Below are 16,315 nucleotides of genomic sequence, written 5' to 3' on the forward strand. Positions count from 1 at the left end.
CCGGTCCGAGAGCTTGCGGATGTAGCGCAACAGCTGGGTTTCGGAACGGTGCGTGTTGAACACCGGATGCTGCAAGTACGCGGAGGAACGCTCGACGGCGGCATCCAGGGCGAAACTGCCCGTGGACCCCACTGACTTGGCACCAAAGACAGCAAGAACGTCAGCGACGATGGCCGGCGTCGTGGTTTCATCGGTGGAGATGCCCACGGAGTCGGCGTCGATGCTGCGGAGGTTGATGCCCTTCTCTTCGGCGGCGGCGATGATGCCGACGGCTTTGCCCGGGACGGAAACCGTCACGGTGTCGAAGAAGCTGGTGTGCAGGACGTCCAGCCCGGCGGCCTTGAGCGAGGCGGCCAGGGTCTTGGCGTGGCCGTGTACAGTTTCGGCGATCGCCTTCAGGCCTTCCGGTCCGTGATAGACGGCGTAGAAGGAGGACACGATGGCCAGCAGCGCCTGCGCGGTGCAGATGTTGGACGTGGCCTTCTCGCGGCGGATGTGCTGCTCGCGGGTCTGCAGCGCCAGGCGGTACGCGGGAGTGCCGGCGTTGTCCTTGGAGACGCCCACGAGGCGGCCGGGAAGGGAGCGTTCAAGGCCCTTCTGCACGGCCATGTAGGCCGCGTGCGGTCCGCCGTAGAACAGCGGGACGCCCAGGCGCTGGGCGGAGCCGACGGCGATATCGGCGCCCTGCTCGCCCGGAGGGGTGATGAGCGTCAGCGCCAGCAGGTCAGCGGCCACCGTGACCAGGGCGCCGCGTTCCTTGGCGGCGGCGATGACCCCGGTGTGGTCGAAGACGCGGCCGGAGACACCGGGCTGCTGGAGCACGACGCCGTTGATGTCGCCGTCGGGCAGTCCCTGGGACAGGTCGGCAACCTCAACCTCGAAGCCAAGCGCCTCGGCGCGGCCCTTAACGATCGCAATGGTCTGCGGCAGGGAGTCCGCATCCAGGACGGTCTTGCCGTCCTTGGCGTCTTTGTTCTTGTTGGCCCTGCGCATCAGCAGCACGGCCTCAGCCACCGCCGTTGCTTCATCCAGCAGCGACGCGTTGGCGATCGGCAGGCCGACCAGGTCCTGGACCATGGTCTGGAAGTTCAGCAGCGCCTCGAGCCGGCCCTGGGAAATCTCCGGCTGGTACGGGGTGTACGCGGTGTACCAGGCGGGGGCTTCGAGGATGTTGCGGCGGATCACCGGCGGCGTGACGGTGTCGTAGTAGCCCTGGCCGATCATCTGCACGGCGGTCTTGTTCTTGGCCGCGAGCTTCCGGAGTTCGGCGAGGGCTTCGACTTCGCTCAGGGCCGGGGAAAGCTCCAGCGGGGAGTCCTGCCGGATGTCTTTCGGCACTGCCGTGTCAACCAGTGCATCGACAGTCTCGTAGCCGACGGCCTTGAGCATGGCTTCGACATCGGCCTGCCGGCGGGCACCAATATGCCGGTCGACGAAGGAGGCGGAGGCTGAATCTACGGTCAAAAGGAACTCCATAACTAAGGCGGCGCAGGGTACGCCGCAGTGATTCGGGTTCCTCCCCGCTCTGTATTGGACCTGAGAGTTTCCGCGTTGCTGCGCCTACGCACAGCTCCGCTTGCACCGTCGGTGAGCACAGCATGCCCTGAACCCTCCGCGCGGTGGCGGAACATTCAATGCGGGCAGCCTGCTGCTTTCCAGAGTTGCCTTGCCGCAGCGGTACATGGGCCTGAGAGATTCCTGGGGAGGTTTTGCTCCTACGGCGCCTGCTTGTACCTACTTGCAGGACTCTCCCGCCGCAGATCGAAGGCATATTCAGTTGAGCGGTGACAGCTGTCACAGAGGCTATTCTCCTACGCCGCGATCGCGTCTGCAAACTGTGGCGGCGTGGGCTGGCACACGCCCGGGGCGCAGCTACCCCCGCAGCCTGCCTACCCCCGCAGCCGGTCGAGGGCCGCAAGAAGGCTCTCGACGTCGGCCGCGGTCTCCGACGGCGTCGCGGCCGGGCCGATCGACAGCATGGCGTTGAAGTAGAGCCCGTCACCCATGTACAGGACGGCCTTCGCGAGGCCCGGCCCGACGTCGCGGGCGATCTCGTCGAGCCACCGCTGCTGGATGTGTGCGAACCGGCGCCGGGTCTCCTCGTGCGCCACCTCGGCGAGCCTCGTGGCAGCCACGATGGCGCGGTCCAGCGGGGTGTCCGCCCAGACGGACGACTTGATGAAGTAGGCGGCTGCACCCTCGGGAGCCGCGGCCATGGCCTGCGCGTCCGCCTCCGCGAACTCGTCCAACCGGTCCAGCAGGACGCCGATCAGCGCTTCCTTGTTTGGGAAGTGGTACAGCAGCCCGCCCTTGGACACCCCGGCGCGGGCAGCCACGGCGTCAAGGGTGGCGGCACGCTCCCCCACCTCGATCAGCAGGGATTCAAACGCATCGAGCACTGCGCCGCGGGCGACCGGTTTTCTGGGCATGGCTTCCATCATGCCCGCTTCAGTAGCAGGTTTATAACTGTACCGTCCAGACGGTATAGTTACCTCATGACCATGAACTCAGCCCTTCACCCGGAGCGCACTTCTGCCGCCGAGGCTTTGCACCGCCAGCCTTCCAGCGGTGGCGGCGCGCGCGACTGGTTCGCCCTGGCCCTGCTCATGTTCCCGGTCCTACTGGTGGCCGTGGACAACACCGCCCTGACGTTTGCGCTTCCCGCAATCGCCCGCAGCCTGGACCCCTCGGGCGTGCAGCTGTTGTGGATAGTGGATGCATACGCCCTGGTCCTCGCCGGACTGCTGGTGGCCATGGGCAGCCTTGGCGACAGGATCGGGCGTCGCCGGTTGCTGCTCGTCGGCATTTCGGGTTTTGCGGCGGTCTCAGCGGCGTCGGCCTTCGCCCCGACCGCAGAGTGGCTCATCGCAGGCCGCGCGGCCATGGGATTCTTCGGTGCAATGCTCATGCCGTCCACACTGTCCCTGATCCGCAACATCTTCCGGGAGTCCGGCAGGCGGAGGCTGGCGGTGGCCATCTGGGCTGCCGGGTTCTCCGGCGGCGCCGCGCTGGGGCCGATCTTTGGCGGCTGGCTGGTGGAGCACTTCTGGTGGGGCGCCGTCCTGCTGGTTGCCGTACCGATCATGCTGCCGCCGCTGGTCTTCGGCCGTTTCCTCATTCCTGAGTCCAAGGACCCCAGCCCGGGACGGGTGGACGGGGCCAGCATTGCACTGTCGATGCTGACCATGGTGCCGGTGGTCTACGGCATCAAGGAACTGGCCACCCACGGCCCCGGCGTGCAATCCCTCGGCGTTCTGGCCTTTGGCCTGGCCATGGGCCTCGTGTTCGTCCGCCGGCAGCGGGCCCTCGCGTCCCCGCTGCTGGACTTGTCGCTGTTCAAGAACCGCGTGTTCAGCACGGCAATCACGGCCAACGTCCTGGCGCTGTTCTCCTACAACGGGTTCATCCTGTTTTTGGCCCAGCATCTCCAGCTGCTTGAAGGCATGTCGCCGTCGGAATCCGGCACGGCGATGCTGCCCGCCCTGACCGCCATGGTGGTGGCCGGACTGCTGGTGGTTCCGCTGGTACGGAAGATCCGCCCGGGCTTCGTGGTGGCCGCGGGACTGGCGCTGAGCGCCACGGGTTACGCCCTCGTGGCGTTCGGGGATCACGACACCGGACCCACGGCACTGCTGGCCGCCCTCCTCATTCTGGCGCTGGGTGTGGGGTCCGCGGAGACCATCTCGAATGACCTGATTCTGGGATCTGTGCCCGCGGAAAAATCCGGAGCGGCCGCAGCAATCTCCGAGACGGGCTACGAAGTGGGTTCACTCCTGGGGACAGCCATCCTGGGATCGATCCTGACCGCGTCCTACCAGCAGCACCTCTCCCTGCCCGAGGCTGTTGGCGGCACGGTTCCGGCGGCGTCCGCGGACCAGGCCAGGGAAACGCTGGCCGGCGCCGTGGAGCTGGCGGGGTCTCTGCCGGCCCCGGTGGCCGAGGGGCTCACGGCGGCCGCCCGGGCAGCGTTTGATTCGGGCGTCCACATCACCGCGGCGATTGCGCTGGTACTGATGGCGGGAGCCTCGGTGCTCGCCGCCGTCGTACTTCGCCGCGTCCCGCGCGCGAAGTAGCCGCGACGCAGCAGCTGGTGCCGCACGCACGGCAGCCGACACAGAAACGGGCAGCCCCGGAGAAATTCCTCCGAGGCTGCCCGTTCGCAGCCGGCCGCGCGTGGCCCGCTGGCTACTTGCTGTCAGGCTTCGTGGCGCTGGCCGACGCCTTCATGTTCTCGGCGCCCACCATCCACGCGAACTGCTCAAGCTTTTCGATGAAGGTGTGCAGCAGGTCTGCGGTGGTGGGGTCTTCCTCATCCACCTCGTCATGGACCTTGCGCATGGTGCCCACGGCCGCTTCGAGTGCAGCGACTATGCGGTCGACCGCATCCTTGGTGTTGATGAGCCCGTCGGGGAACTGCGGAAGGTGGGTCCCCTTTGCCACGGTGGCGCTGCGGCCGTCCGGCAGGGCATGCAGGGCACGCATGCGCTCCGCCATGTCGTCGGCAAAGGCCCGTGCGGCATCGACGATCTCGTCCAGCTGAAGATGCAGATCCCTGAAGTTGGTTCCCACGATGTTCCAGTGCGCCTGCTTGCCCTGGATGTGCAGCTCGATCAGGTCCGCCAGGACGGCCTGCATGTTGTTGGTCAGTGTCGGTGAAGCCTTCATGAATCCTCCTCGAATGGTCCAGTGGTTCCGACGCTACCGCAGGCGCTCCGGCGCCGGGAGCGGCGGAAGCAGAATTTCACGATCAGCTTACTTACTACTTTGCGCACCCCGAATGAGAAGGGTCATAAATGAGTGACGTTCAAATTGCCCTTGCCTCACCCCCGCGGCGGGTGCATACTAAATGAACGTCATTCATTTAGTGACGGTCGTCTCACTGGAGAAATCACCATCATGATCGAAATAACCTGCCTCAACGCGCCTGCTTCCCTCGCCCGGACAGAGCCGTCCGGACGTCCAGCCTTGAGGGTCGGCGTGGTGCAGCACCGCTGGCACAGCAGCGCCGCCGCACTCCGCGCGGAACTCAACGAGGGCATCGACCGTGCCGCCCGGCTGGGCGCCACCGTGGTGTTCCTGCCCGAGCTCACCCTTTCCCGCTACCCCGCAGACCAGGTCCCGGAGAATGACCTTGGGCGGCAGGGCCAGGAGCGGCCGCGCCCTTCCGACGCCGCCGAGGACCTGCTGACCGGTCCCACCTTCCGCTTCGCAGCCGAGGCCGCCCGCCGGAACGGCATCACCGTCCACGCCTCGCTCTTCCAGCGAGCCGGCAACCCGGACGGCTCGGATGACGGCCTGGGCCTGAACACGTCCATCCTCGTGTCCCCGTCCGGCGAGCTCCTGGCCCGCACCCACAAGCTGCACATCCCGGTGACCGCCGGATACTACGAGGACAAGTTCTTCCGCCAGGGCCCTGCCGCGGAGGACGCTTACCAGGTCCACGCCGCGGCTGAACTCGGCGGCGCCCGGCTGGGCATGCCCACCTGCTGGGACGAGTGGTTCCCAGAGCTGGCCCGCGTGTACTCCCTCGGCGGCGCCGAACTGCTGGTGTACCCGACGGCGATCGGTTCCGAGCCGCTGTTCCCGGACTTTGACACGCAGCCCCTCTGGCAGCAGGTCATCGTGGGCAACGGCATAGCCAACGGCCTGTTCATGGTGGTCCCGAACCGCTGGGGCCAGGAGGGCAGCCTGGACTTCTACGGATCCTCCTTCATCTCCGACCCCTACGGCCGCATCCTGGTCCAGGCACCGCGCGACGAGTCGGCTGTCCTTGTGGCCGACCTCGACCTGGACCAGCGCAAGGACTGGCTGACGCTGTTCCCGTTCCTGACCACGCGCCGCCCGGACACCTACGCCCGGCTCACCGAGCCGGTCCGCCCGGAGGAGCCGTTCGGCAGCGACGCAGGGGTTTCGGCAGGCTCAACCGACGGGGACGCGACCTCAACCAGCGGGGACATCGGCTCAACCACCGAGCGGGTCAGCGCATGAGCATGTGGCGCATGCCGGCCGAAACGGCGCCCCAGGAGCGGCTTTGGATGGCCTTCCCCACGGGCGGCTACACCCTCGGGGACACCGCGGAGGAGGCGCACGCCGCCCGGTCCGTCTGGGCCGCCGTCGCGAACGCCGCCGTCGAGTTTGAACCGGTCACCATGGTGGTGGACCCGTCCGACGTCGGGACCGCCGCCCGCTACCTGTCACCTGCCGTCGAGGTGCTGACGGCGGAACTCAACGACGCCTGGATGCGCGACATCGGCCCGACGTTTGTCCTGGACGGAAATGGCGCCCTGGGCGCCGTGGCCTGGGTCTTCAACGGCTGGGGCGCTCAGGACTGGGCGAGCTGGGACAAGGACTCGCTGGTCGCCGCCGAGGTGGCCGGCCGGTCCAGCGCCCGGCACCTGGTGTCCGAGCTGGTCAACGAGGGCGGCGGAATCCAGGTGGACGGCGAGGGCACGGTGCTGGTCACCGAAACGGTGCAGCTGGATCCGGGCCGCAATCCCGGGCTCAGCAAGGCCGACGTCGAAGCCGAACTGGCCAGGACCATCGGCGCCAAAAAGGTGATCTGGCTGCCTCGCGGGCTCACCCGTGACTCGCAGCGGTTCGGAACGCGCGGGCACGTGGACATCGTTGCCGCCATCCCGTCCCCGGGCACTTTGCTGGTCCATTCCCAGCAGAACCCCGCCCACCCGGACTACGAGGTGAGCCGGGAAATCGTCAGCTTCCTGTCCTCCACCACGGACGCAGCCGGCCGGGAATGGTCGATCATCGAGGTCCCGGCGCCCGTTGCCCTGACGGATCCAGAGGGCTTCGTGGACTACAGCTACATCAACCATGTGGTGGTCAACGGCGGAGTCATCGCCTGCACATTCTCCGACCCCAACGACGAGAAGGCACTCCGCATCCTCGCGGATGCCTATCCCGGGCGCAAGGTAGTGGGCATCGACGCCCGCGAACTCTTCGCCCGCGGCGGGGGCATCCACTGCATTACCCAGCAGCAGCCCGCTGCCATCTAGAAAGGGCCAGACATGAGCCAAACCACGCGTGAGAGCATCCAGCCCGCCGGGAATTCCCCGGCCGGCGAAGCAACGCACGGCATCACCGGAAAGGGCCTGAAAGGCGGGCAGCTGGGCCTCCTGGCCGTCGTCGTCCTGGGTATTTCCTCGGTGGCTCCGGCCTACAGCCTCACCAGTTCACTGGGACCCGCAGTCGGGACGGTGGGCGTGCAGCTGCCCGCTATCTTTATCGTCGCGTTCATCCCGATGATCCTGGTGGCGTTCGCCTACCGGGAGCTCAACGCCGACTCCCCGGACAGCGGCACCACGTTCACCTGGACGACAAAGGCGTTCGGCCCGTTCGTCGGCTGGATGGGCGGCTGGGGCCTCCTCGCGGCCAACATCATTGTTTTGTCCAACCTGGCAGGCGTCGCTGTGGACTTCTTCTACCTCTTCCTGGCCCAGGTGTTCAATAACCCCGAACTCGCGGACCTGACCTCCAACACGGCACTCAATGTTGCCACCTGCCTCACGTTCGTGGCTCTCGCCGTCTGGGTCAGCTACCGCGGCCTGCACGCCACCAAGCTCGTGCAGTACAGCCTGGTCGGTTTCCAGGTCCTGGTCCTGGGCGTCTTCATCGTCATGGCGCTCACGCACGCAGCATCCGGTGACGCCGGCCCGTCCCTCGCCTTCAGTTGGGACTGGTTCAACCCCGCCAGGATCGAGAGCTTCGAGCAGTTCACCGCCGGCATGTCACTCGCCGTTTTCGTCTACTGGGGCTGGGACGTGTGCCTGACCGTGAATGAGGAGACCAAGGGCGGCAAGGGCACCGCGGGCAAGGCAGGAACCACGACGGCGATCGCCGTCCTGGCCCTCTACCTCGCCGTAATCGTGGCCACCATGATGGTGGCAGGCACTGGCGCCGACGGCATCGGCCTGAACAACCCGGACAACCAGTCGAATGTCTTCGCCGCGCTGGCTTCGCCGGTCATGGGTCCGCTGGCCATCCTGATGTCGCTCGCAGTGCTCGCCGGCACCGCCTCGTCCCTGCAGTCCACCATGGCCTCCCCGGCACGCAGCCTGCTGGCCATGGGCCACTACGGCGCCCTGCCGCCGCGTTTCGCGTCGGTCAGCAAGCGCTTCGGGTCCCCCGGCTTCGCCACGCTGATCGCGGGCGGGATCTCCGGCGGCTTCTACGCCGTCATGAAGGTGGTCAGCGAGAACGTCCTCAACGACACCATCCTGGCGCTGGGCCTGATGATCTGTTTCTACTACGGCCTCACGGCCTTCGCCTGCACGTGGTACTTCCGGCACAGCCTGCTCTCCAGCGTCCGCAACTTCTTCATGCGGCTGCTGTTCCCCATGGTGGGCGGACTGGTCCTCACCGTCGTCTTCATCCAGACGGCCGCGGACAGCTGGGCGCCCGAGTTCGGCAGCGGTTCCGAGATCTTCGGCGTGGGGCTCGTGTTCGTGCTCGGCGTGGGAATCCTGGCCCTCGGAATTGTCGTCATGCTGGTGATGGCCCGGCTGCGGCCCGGCTACTTCCGCGGCGACACCATCCGTAAGGACACCCCCGCGCTGGTGGTTCCCGAATAACGTTTCCGCTTGCAAACGCAGAGATGCCCCGCCTCCCGGTCCGGGAGGCGGGGCATCGCTGCATTTAGCTGCATCGCTGCCTTGTAACTGGCAGTCAGGAAGCTGAACGTATGGGGACCCCCTTGTCCCATTAGCCGCTGGGCTCCCCTACTGCAGGCATCTTACCAGTAGTGCGCGACGTCGACGACGAACCGGGAGCCGGAGCCGGGACCGTCCAGCGTGTACACCTTGAACGGCAGCCGGGCGCGGACGCCGAGGCCAAGGGTGGTGTAACCCTCGAAGCTGCCTGCCCACGCGACCTGCCGGAACGTGTGGTACCCGGACACGTTGGTCACCTCGGACCGGTTAGCCGGAATGAAGGTGGCCTTGCCGGTGGCATTGTCATAAGCCGGTGAGTTGATGGTGAGCTGCAGGAATGCGCCGCCACGGAGCTTGATCGGCTGGCCGGAGCCTTCCTGGGCCACTTTGGATACGTAGCGGACGTTGTAGCCCTTGGCTTTGCCCTTGAGATCGATCACGAGGCGGTCGAAGCAGTAGTGCTGCCCTGTGCGGACATTGGTGACAGCTGCGGTGCTCATGGTCTGGTTTGCCTTCGCCAGCGAGCCCCACACCTGCCCGCAGTAGGAGGCCGCCGAGGCGGAGCCCGGAGCCAGCAGGCCCAGTCCAACAGCCAGGAGGATGACTGTGAGCCAGGCGGGAATTTTTTTCATTTGGCCACCCCTTTCGAGTGAGTGTTTGGATAACTCCAGAATAGGAGCGCCAAAAGCACTAAACGAGGCATGTGGCCGGTTCGGGGCGCAACCGTTAATATCGCAAAAACCGGGTCACGGGGCCGTAATTCCCGGCGTCCTTTTAAGGGCATCGAGAGACGTTCGTGGCCTATTCTCCACGTTTCCGTTACCGCGGATAACGGCGTTGGTGGGGAAAAAGCGAGGCGCCGGCCTCCCCGTCGGGAGCCGGCGCCTCGCGTGGCTTTGCTCTGAATGCTGCCTGGCTATGAAGGCTGCCTTGCCGCAAAGGAGGACATGCGCGGAAGGGTATTTAGCCTTCGCAGTCGTGGCAGTACTTCAGGCCGTTCTTTTCCTTGGCCACCTGGGACCGGTGACGGACCAGGAAGCAGGAGCCGCAGGTGAACTCGTCGGACTGCTCGGGAACGACGATGACCGTCAGTTCCTCGTTGGAAAGATCGGCGCCCGGAAGGTCGATGCCCTCGGCGGTGTCGTTCTCGTCGAGGTCGATGACGGCGGTCTGGGCACCGCCGCCGCGGGACGCCTGGAGGGCCTCCAGAGACTCGGAGGGAGTCTCTTCTTCTGTCTTGCGTGGGGCGTCGTAATCGGTAGCCATAGCGTTGTTCACTTTCGTTGCTGCACAGCGCCATTCAGGCACCTCAGTGAAGCAGTTTAGGTCATAAATCGGCAACGTCAAGAATAGTGTGGCCAACGCGACACCAATCCGTCTTTTCGGCCTGTTCCGCGGCCTTGCCGGCGTCATTTGGGCGGGTTCCGGGCGCGTGCTCTGCCGCGACGGCAACCCCGCTGAGCGGAGGCAGCCAGGCCCAGCGCGTGACCTCCTGGAGGGCATCGTTGGCCTGCTCGGAAGTGGCAGGAACCGGAGAAAAGAGCAGGGATTCCGTGAGCGCCGCACGCATCCGGGTGAGCATCTCTGTCATGGTCATGGCGCCAAGCTATGCGGCCCGTGTTGTGGGCACGTTTCCGCGCAGTCTCCTGCCTGTTAAGTCTCCCGGCAGATACGCCGCACAGCAGAGCGGACTGGCGGGGCGCCGTCGTCGGTCTTAGCCTTGACCTGTTCCTGGATCTGACCACCCAGCAGGCGGAGGCACCACATGGCGACGAAACTGAACCGCAAGGCACTGGAGCACGCACGCAGCCTCGTGAAGAAAGGGAAAGTGGAGCGGGATGTCCGCGATGACTGGAGTGAACACGCGCCGTCAACTGACGACGAGAACTCCTTTATCGACAAGCACGGCTTCGACGAGTTTTCGATTTGGCATCTCGGCATTGATAAGGAGAAGTCCGAGGGCACCAAGGGCAGCGTGAGCTTCCCTTTCGGGGACCTTAAAAAGGTCCACCGCTGCGCCATTATTTCGCTGGAGAGCCGGGCGGCGCAGTACGACCACGACGACATCCGCAAGGCCGCAAAGGACTTGCTGGAGGAGATTGACGCGGACTAGCGCTGTCACCGCCGAACGAAGAACCCCTCCCTTCCGGCGAAGCGCCGGAAGGGAGGGGTTTCAGCGCTGCGGCTCAGCAGGCCAGGGCTTCACTGGCGTGGTAGTGCCCGACTGTTGCGGCGGTGCCCATCTGACCGGCGGTGGGCAACGCCCTCGTTAGTGTGCGTACCCGGCGGCGGCTTCTGTAAGCGTCTTGCCCTTGGTCTCCGGAGCCAGCCACTGGGACAGCGCGGCACCGGCGAGTGCGACACCGGCGGCAATCAGCATGGTCGGGCCGGACCCGAGGGCTTCCATGGACATCGGCAACAGGAAGGTACCGATGCCTGCCCCGACCCGGCTGATGGCGGCTGCGAAGCCTGTTCCGATCCCTCGGATCTCCGTCGGGAGGACTTCGCCCGGGTAGACGTTCGTCAATGTGTTGTACCCCGCGTTGAAGAACGAGAAGACCAGGAACAGGACGAGCACGACGGGTGCCGGCGCTCCGGCCCACAGGCCGATGATCCCGAGGACGACGGCGCACAGCCACTGCGGCGGAACGGTCAGGGTGCGGCGGCCGGCCTTTTCGATCAGCAGGAACGTGACCACGACCCCGGCCAGTGCGACCGCGGACAGCCCGACTCCGCCGGCGAGTCCCCCGGCGAGGCCGTACTGTTCCAGGACGCTGTCGGCGAACGTGGCGATTGCGAAGTACGGCGTCACGGCGCAGAACCAGAACCCGGAGATGAAGAGCGTGGAGCGCCAGTACTCCTTGGAGAACAGCATCCCGAAGCTGCCCTTGCGGACGTCCTCGTGCTGGACGTCGTCAAGCGCGTCGTCCGGCATGTACTTGTAGGCGAGGGCGCGCGCTTCATCCTTGCGGCCTACGCTCCACAGCCACCGTGGTGACTCCGGCATGCCGAGCCGGCCCAGGAAGAGGGCCACCGCGATGAACGTGCTGGTCCCCAGGATGAAGTGCCAGCTGAGATCCGTGTATTCGTTCAACAGATGGCCGATCAGGAACGCGATCATGAAGCCGCCGTACCAGGCGATACCCATGGCGGCCATGAGCCGCCCCCGCAGGTGCGTTGGCGAGAACTCGGCCATCAGGGGCCAGCCGACCGCGTACTCGGTGCCGATAGCGATGCCCATCAGTAGCCGCACAACAATGAGCCAGACCGGTGAGTCGATGAAAAACTGCATTCCCGACGCAATCGCGAACAGGCCGATGTCGAACATGAAAATTGGCTTGCGGCCCCACTTGTCGGAGATCCAGCCACCGATCGGTGAACCGATCAGGATACCGATCAGGGCGGCTGCGGCGATCAGGCCCTGCCAGAACGGGGTGAGCTGCAGGTCCTCGGCCATCCTCCCCGACACCGGTCCTATGATGCCCAAGACGTAGCCGTCCAGGACCATCCCGCCGATCAGGACCGTGACCATTCTGATCAGGAAACGTCGTTTGCCCGCCGCCGGGTCCGTACTCCGATGGGCGGTTCGGTTCTTCATGGATGACATGGTCACTCCTGGCAGGTTGGGATGGACGAGGCGGCTTTTGCCGTGTTCGCGACATTGAGAAGCTGGCATTCGCGCAATTTGACCTCCCGGTCAATGAGGCGCACTGCGTGCGTAAGGCTAGGTGGATGTGTGGGAAGTGGCTCCGGCGAAAGGGCCGGGCTGGCCTCAGCCGCGGTTGTACATGACGTGTTTGGTGCGGGAGAAGTCCTCCAGGGCGTAGATGGAAAGGTCCCGGCCGTAACCGGAGCCCTTAAAGCCGCCCCATGGCATTTCGTTGGCAATGACCAGGTGCGAGTTGACCCAGACAGTGCCGAAATCGAGCCGGCGGGGAGCGGAAAGCGAGCGGGCGGAGTTCGTGGTCCACACCGAGGCTGCCAGCCCGTAGACGGTTTCGTTCGCCCTGGTGATGGCCTCCTCGTCGGTGCTGAAGGTCTCCACCGACACGACCGGGCCGAAGATCTCGTTACTCGCAATCGCGGCACCCGCAGGCACATCCGTGACGACCGTGGGTTCGATGAAGTAGCCCGGACCCTCCAGGGCGTTGCCGCCGACCGCAATCGTCAGCCCGTCCTTGCGGATCTCCTCCAGTGCGGCCAGGACCCTCTCGTAGTGGGCCTTGGAGATCATGGAACCGATTTCGACGTCGTCACCGGCACCGGGGGCGCCGACAGAGATCTCGCTCACCTCGCGGACCAGCAGCTCGGTGAACTTCTCCGCGACCGACTCATGGACCAGCACGCGGCACGCCGCGCCGCATTCCTGCCCGCCGTTCCAGAATCCGGCCTCGCGTACGCCCTTGGCCGCGGCCGCCAGGTCGGCGTCGTCGAAGACGACGACGGGTGCCTTGCCGCCCAGTTCCAGGTGCACGCGCTTGACGGTGGCGGCTGCGCTTTCGGCAACCTTCTGGCCGCTGCCGACGCTTCCCGTGATGGCGACGAGGTCCACGTCCGGGTGCTCCGAAATCCTGTTGCCCACAACGCGGCCGGAGCCGGTGACGATGTTCAGGACGCCGGCGGGAACCTCGGCGGCGATGAGTTCGGCCAGCTTGAGCGTAGTCAGCGGAGTCTGCTCCGACGGCTTGAGCACCAGGGTGTTGCCGGCGGCCAGGATCGGGGCGATCTTCCAGGCAGCCATCAGCAGCGGGTAGTTCCACGGGGTGATCACGCCGACGACGCCCACGGGTTCGCGGAAGACCACCGAGGTGTGGTTCTCTGCGTAGTCGTCAGCGCCGAGCGTGGTGAAGGCACGGGCAGCGCCGGCGGAGAACCGGAAGGTATCAACCGCGCTTGAGATGTCGTCCTCGGCCACGGCCGCGGGCTTGCCGGTGTTGACAGCTTCGAGGGTCTCGAGCAGTTCGCGGTTGTCCTCAATGATGTCCGCAATGCGCAGCAGGACAGAGGAGCGGTCCTTGGGGGTCTTCGCTGCCCAGCCGGCCTTGGCCGCGACCGCAGCCGCGATGGCGGCGTCGACGTCCTCAACCGAACCGGAGGGGACCTGCATGATGGTCTCCTCGGTGGCCGGATTCACCACATCGGCGGTGGCATCCGAAACCGGGGCGACGAACTTCCCGCCGATGAACTGGCCGAAAGGAGGGAGGGACGGCGTGGGCGCCTCTCCCGTCCGGCGGACGGTGAACAGTGCTGTTTCTGTCGTTGCCATGGCTACCCCACCTTTACGTTGAGGGCGGAGAGGGCCTGCTCAACGCGGGCGAGGTCCTCGGCATTGAGATTGGCCGTGGGGCGCCGGGGCGAGCCGGCCGGAAGGCCCTGCAGGGTAAGGCCGGCCTTGACGGCCGGGATGAACGGCACGGAGAGGAGTGCGTCGATGACCGGGTACACCTTCTTCCACAGTTCCAAGGCGCCGGTGAGGTCGCCTTCGGCGATGAGGCGGCTGACAGCGACGATTTCGTTGGGGACAACGTTGGCCGTTCCGGCCATCACGCCCGCTGCGCCTTCAGCCAGTGCGCCGTAGAGGTAAACGTCCCAGCCGATGAAGGTGCCGATGACGTCCGAGTGGTGGTGGATTAGCTGAAGGGCCTGTTCCCAGTTGGCGCTGGAGTCCTTGATGTACTTGATGTTGTCCACTTCTTCGGCCAGCGCGCGGACGGTGGCCGGGTCCAGGTTGACGCCGGTGACGGCCGGGATGTTGTAGAGCATGACCGGAATGCTGACGGACCGGGCGACGTCCTTGATGTACGTGACCGTCTCTTCCAGGGACAGCGGCTCGTAGTACGGCGTGATCAGCATGAGCACGTCCGCGCCGGCCTTTTCGGCCGCCTGCGACAGCCGGATGGCCTCGGCGGTGGAGGTGGCGCCGGTGTTGGCGATAACGGGCACGCGGCCGTTCGCCTGTTCAATGACGGTGTTGATGAGGAGCAGCCGCTCCTCGGAGGACAGGGCACCGACCTCGCCGGTCGATCCGGCGGCGACGACGCCGTCGACGCCGGCGTCGATCGAGCGGTCAACGATGAGCCGCAGGGTGTCGCCGTCGAGGGCGCCATCTTGTTTGAAGGGGGTGGACAGTGCGGTCAGGACACCGCGGAGGTCGTTGGTCATGAGTAATTCCTCTTCTTTAGTATGTACAGGTGTGGTGAACGATGGGTGGTTAGGCGACGATCGAGAGGCCGGACTGCGGCGGGGCTTGGCGGTGAGTGGCCAGCAGGCTTGCGGCCTCCTGCGCTGCCGAGAACCCGGTGGTGATGGAGCTTTCGGTGTAGAGGGTTCCGAGGTAGTCGCCGGCCAGGAATACGCGGTCGGTCCCGCGCATGAGAGTGGACTGGAGCTTGGCCCGGCCGGGGAAGCAGTAGGGGGAAGCTACCTTCCAGCGGTCGGTCTTGGCCTCGACGACGCTGTCGGCGAACCCGTGGCCCAGGACCTGGTCGAGGTCGGCGAGGTGGGTCTCGATGACTTCCTCGTCGCTCTTCTCCAGCAGGGCCTTCCCGAGGCTGGCCGGTGAGAAGGTCATGAGGCTGCCGCCGGGTTTGCGTACGGACTCGGTGCCGCGGACGATGCTCGCCTGGTTCAGTGCGATCGCGAACGAGCGCTTCGGCGCCGCGATGGCATAGATGTCGTCCCAGGGCCGAGCCGAGGTCTCATTGGTCAGGAAGGCCGTGCTGACGTGCGGGCCGTACTTGATCTGGCCGAGCGCACCGCGCAGGTTTTCCGGAAGGTCTACGCCGATCCTGTGTGTCACGTCAGCGGTGGTCGCGAGGACAACGGTGCGGGTCTCCACTTCGTGGTCGGTGCCGCCCTGGCTGTAACGGACGACGACGGATTCCTTCTTGTGCACGACTTCCTGCACGGTGGCGCCGAGCTGGATGCGGTCGCCCAGTGAGGCTGCGACCGATTCGGTCAGGGTGGACGGGCCACCGACGATGCCCTGGCTCAGGCCCTGGCCGATACCCAGCACCAGGCTGAAGTAGCCAATGCCGGCGCCGGCGGAGATCTCGTTCATGTCCCCGGCGGAGCGTGTGACCGTGGTCTTGAAGAGTGCGGCTGCATCCTCTGAAAGGTCTCCCATGAAGTCCTGGAACGAACTGTTGTTCTCGAAGTCGTAGATGCGCTGCTGCCGCATCGCACCGGACTCCCCCGCACGCTTCCGGACAACGCCCGTGTACTTGGCGACACCGCTGACAACCTTCATGCCGGCCTTCAGCGTGTCGATCCGGGACAACAGGGACATCGGGATGCGGAACGGGTACGTGGCGATGTGCCCCTTGCGGATGAACTTTCCATTCATCGACAGGGCCTGGAGCGAGCCCGGAATGTTGACAGAAGTCACGCCGACCTCGTTGAGCAGGGCATCGGTGGAGGACCCCGGGCCGGCGAAGACGTGCCCGCCCCAGTTCAGCCAGTAGGCACCCCGGCGCTCCGAGCGGATCCGCCCACCGACGCGGTGCTCCGACTCGAGAACTACGGTGTCCCAGTGCCGCAGCCGCCATGCTGCTGACAGTCCGGCGAGTCCAGCGCCGACGATGACTACATCTTTCATGATTTTGAACTCTCTTACTCAGGGATTCAGGGTGCGGGGCTGCCGGCTAAGAAGG

At 65.8% G+C, this 16,315-nt stretch carries 15 protein-coding genes and 1 riboswitch; of the genes, 5 read left to right on the top strand and 10 right to left on the bottom strand.

All coding sequences use genetic code 11. From position 1 onward, the window contains the following. On the bottom strand, positions 1–1,464 hold a 1,464-nt coding region (locus G9E11_RS16635), incomplete at its 3' end, for a glycine dehydrogenase (RefSeq protein WP_479686153.1). A gap of 201 nt (positions 1,465–1,665) precedes the next feature. Continuing rightward, positions 1,666–1,764, bottom strand: a riboswitch (glycine riboswitch). Positions 1,765–1,889: 125 nt separating this feature from the next. Continuing rightward, complete coding sequence (locus G9E11_RS16640) at positions 1,890–2,429, bottom strand: TetR/AcrR family transcriptional regulator (protein WP_076803542.1); 540 nt, start codon at positions 2,427–2,429, stop codon at positions 1,890–1,892. Positions 2,430–2,501: 72 nt separating this feature from the next. Between G9E11_RS16640 and G9E11_RS16645 the strand changes: the two genes are divergently transcribed. Further along, positions 2,502–4,073 carry an MFS transporter gene (locus G9E11_RS16645; protein ID WP_414635208.1) on the top strand — a complete coding sequence of 524 codons (1,572 nt, stop codon included), beginning with the start codon at positions 2,502–2,504 and terminating at the stop codon, positions 4,071–4,073. A 112-nt stretch (positions 4,074–4,185) separates the two neighbouring features. Here G9E11_RS16645 and G9E11_RS16650 read toward each other — a convergent pair whose 3' ends face one another. Further along, entirely contained in the window at positions 4,186–4,665 is a 480-nt protein-coding gene (locus tag G9E11_RS16650) for a Dps family protein (protein WP_190607715.1), read from the bottom strand. Between the two features lie 231 nt (positions 4,666–4,896). Between G9E11_RS16650 and G9E11_RS16655 the strand changes: the two genes are divergently transcribed. The 3 genes from G9E11_RS16655 to G9E11_RS16665 are packed head-to-tail and all read left to right on the top strand — an operon-like array spanning position 4,897 to position 8,585. Next, a complete protein-coding gene (locus tag G9E11_RS16655; protein WP_190607718.1) occupies positions 4,897–5,988 on the top strand; it encodes a nitrilase-related carbon-nitrogen hydrolase in 1,092 nt (363 codons plus the stop codon). Beyond that, positions 5,985–7,010: an agmatine deiminase family protein gene (locus tag G9E11_RS16660; protein ID WP_190607720.1), complete on the top strand. Its 1,026-nt coding sequence runs from the start codon at positions 5,985–5,987 to the stop codon at positions 7,008–7,010. Before G9E11_RS16655 ends, G9E11_RS16660 begins: the two co-directional genes overlap by 4 nt. 12 nt (positions 7,011–7,022) lie before the next feature. Next, positions 7,023–8,585, top strand: coding sequence for an APC family permease (locus G9E11_RS16665; RefSeq protein ID WP_190607722.1), 1,563 nt, complete (start codon positions 7,023–7,025; stop codon positions 8,583–8,585). Between the two features lie 161 nt (positions 8,586–8,746). Here the strand turns inward: G9E11_RS16665 and G9E11_RS16670 are convergent, their stop codons facing one another. The 3 genes from G9E11_RS16670 to G9E11_RS16680 all read right to left on the bottom strand — a co-directional run bounded on the left by G9E11_RS16670 (position 8,747) and on the right by G9E11_RS16680 (position 10,260). Continuing rightward, positions 8,747–9,295, bottom strand: coding sequence for an AMIN-like domain-containing (lipo)protein (locus tag G9E11_RS16670; RefSeq protein WP_190607724.1), 549 nt, complete (start codon positions 9,293–9,295; stop codon positions 8,747–8,749). Between the two features lie 331 nt (positions 9,296–9,626). Then, positions 9,627–9,929 carry a DUF4193 domain-containing protein gene (locus G9E11_RS16675; protein ID WP_102973153.1) on the bottom strand — a complete coding sequence of 101 codons (303 nt, stop codon included), beginning with the start codon at positions 9,927–9,929 and terminating at the stop codon, positions 9,627–9,629. A gap of 61 nt (positions 9,930–9,990) precedes the next feature. Continuing rightward, positions 9,991–10,260 carry a hypothetical protein gene (locus G9E11_RS16680; protein WP_190607726.1) on the bottom strand — a complete coding sequence of 90 codons (270 nt, stop codon included), beginning with the start codon at positions 10,258–10,260 and terminating at the stop codon, positions 9,991–9,993. Between the two features lie 168 nt (positions 10,261–10,428). Here G9E11_RS16680 and G9E11_RS16685 point away from each other — a divergent pair, with 168 nt between their 5' ends. Further along, a complete protein-coding gene (locus G9E11_RS16685) occupies positions 10,429–10,776 on the top strand; it encodes a hypothetical protein (RefSeq protein WP_190607727.1) in 348 nt (115 codons plus the stop codon). A 156-nt stretch (positions 10,777–10,932) separates the two neighbouring features. Here G9E11_RS16685 and G9E11_RS16690 read toward each other — a convergent pair whose 3' ends face one another. The 4 genes from G9E11_RS16690 to G9E11_RS16705 form a co-directional block, all read right to left on the bottom strand. Further along, positions 10,933–12,270: an MFS transporter gene (locus G9E11_RS16690; protein ID WP_246468996.1), complete on the bottom strand. Its 1,338-nt coding sequence runs from the start codon at positions 12,268–12,270 to the stop codon at positions 10,933–10,935. Positions 12,271–12,435: 165 nt separating this feature from the next. Further along, positions 12,436–13,929: an aldehyde dehydrogenase family protein gene (locus tag G9E11_RS16695; protein WP_190607729.1), complete on the bottom strand. Its 1,494-nt coding sequence runs from the start codon at positions 13,927–13,929 to the stop codon at positions 12,436–12,438. 2 nt (positions 13,930–13,931) lie between these two features. After that, positions 13,932–14,825, bottom strand: coding sequence for a 4-hydroxy-tetrahydrodipicolinate synthase (gene dapA / locus G9E11_RS16700; protein WP_190607731.1), 894 nt, complete (start codon positions 14,823–14,825; stop codon positions 13,932–13,934). A gap of 49 nt (positions 14,826–14,874) precedes the next feature. After that, entirely contained in the window at positions 14,875–16,260 is a 1,386-nt protein-coding gene (locus tag G9E11_RS16705) for a protoporphyrinogen/coproporphyrinogen oxidase (RefSeq protein WP_190607733.1), read from the bottom strand. Positions 16,261–16,315 lie beyond the last annotated feature (55 nt).

Origin of the sequence: Arthrobacter ipis, assembly GCF_014694315.1 — a bacterium.
GTDB lineage: Bacteria > Actinomycetota > Actinomycetes > Actinomycetales > Micrococcaceae > Arthrobacter > Arthrobacter ipis.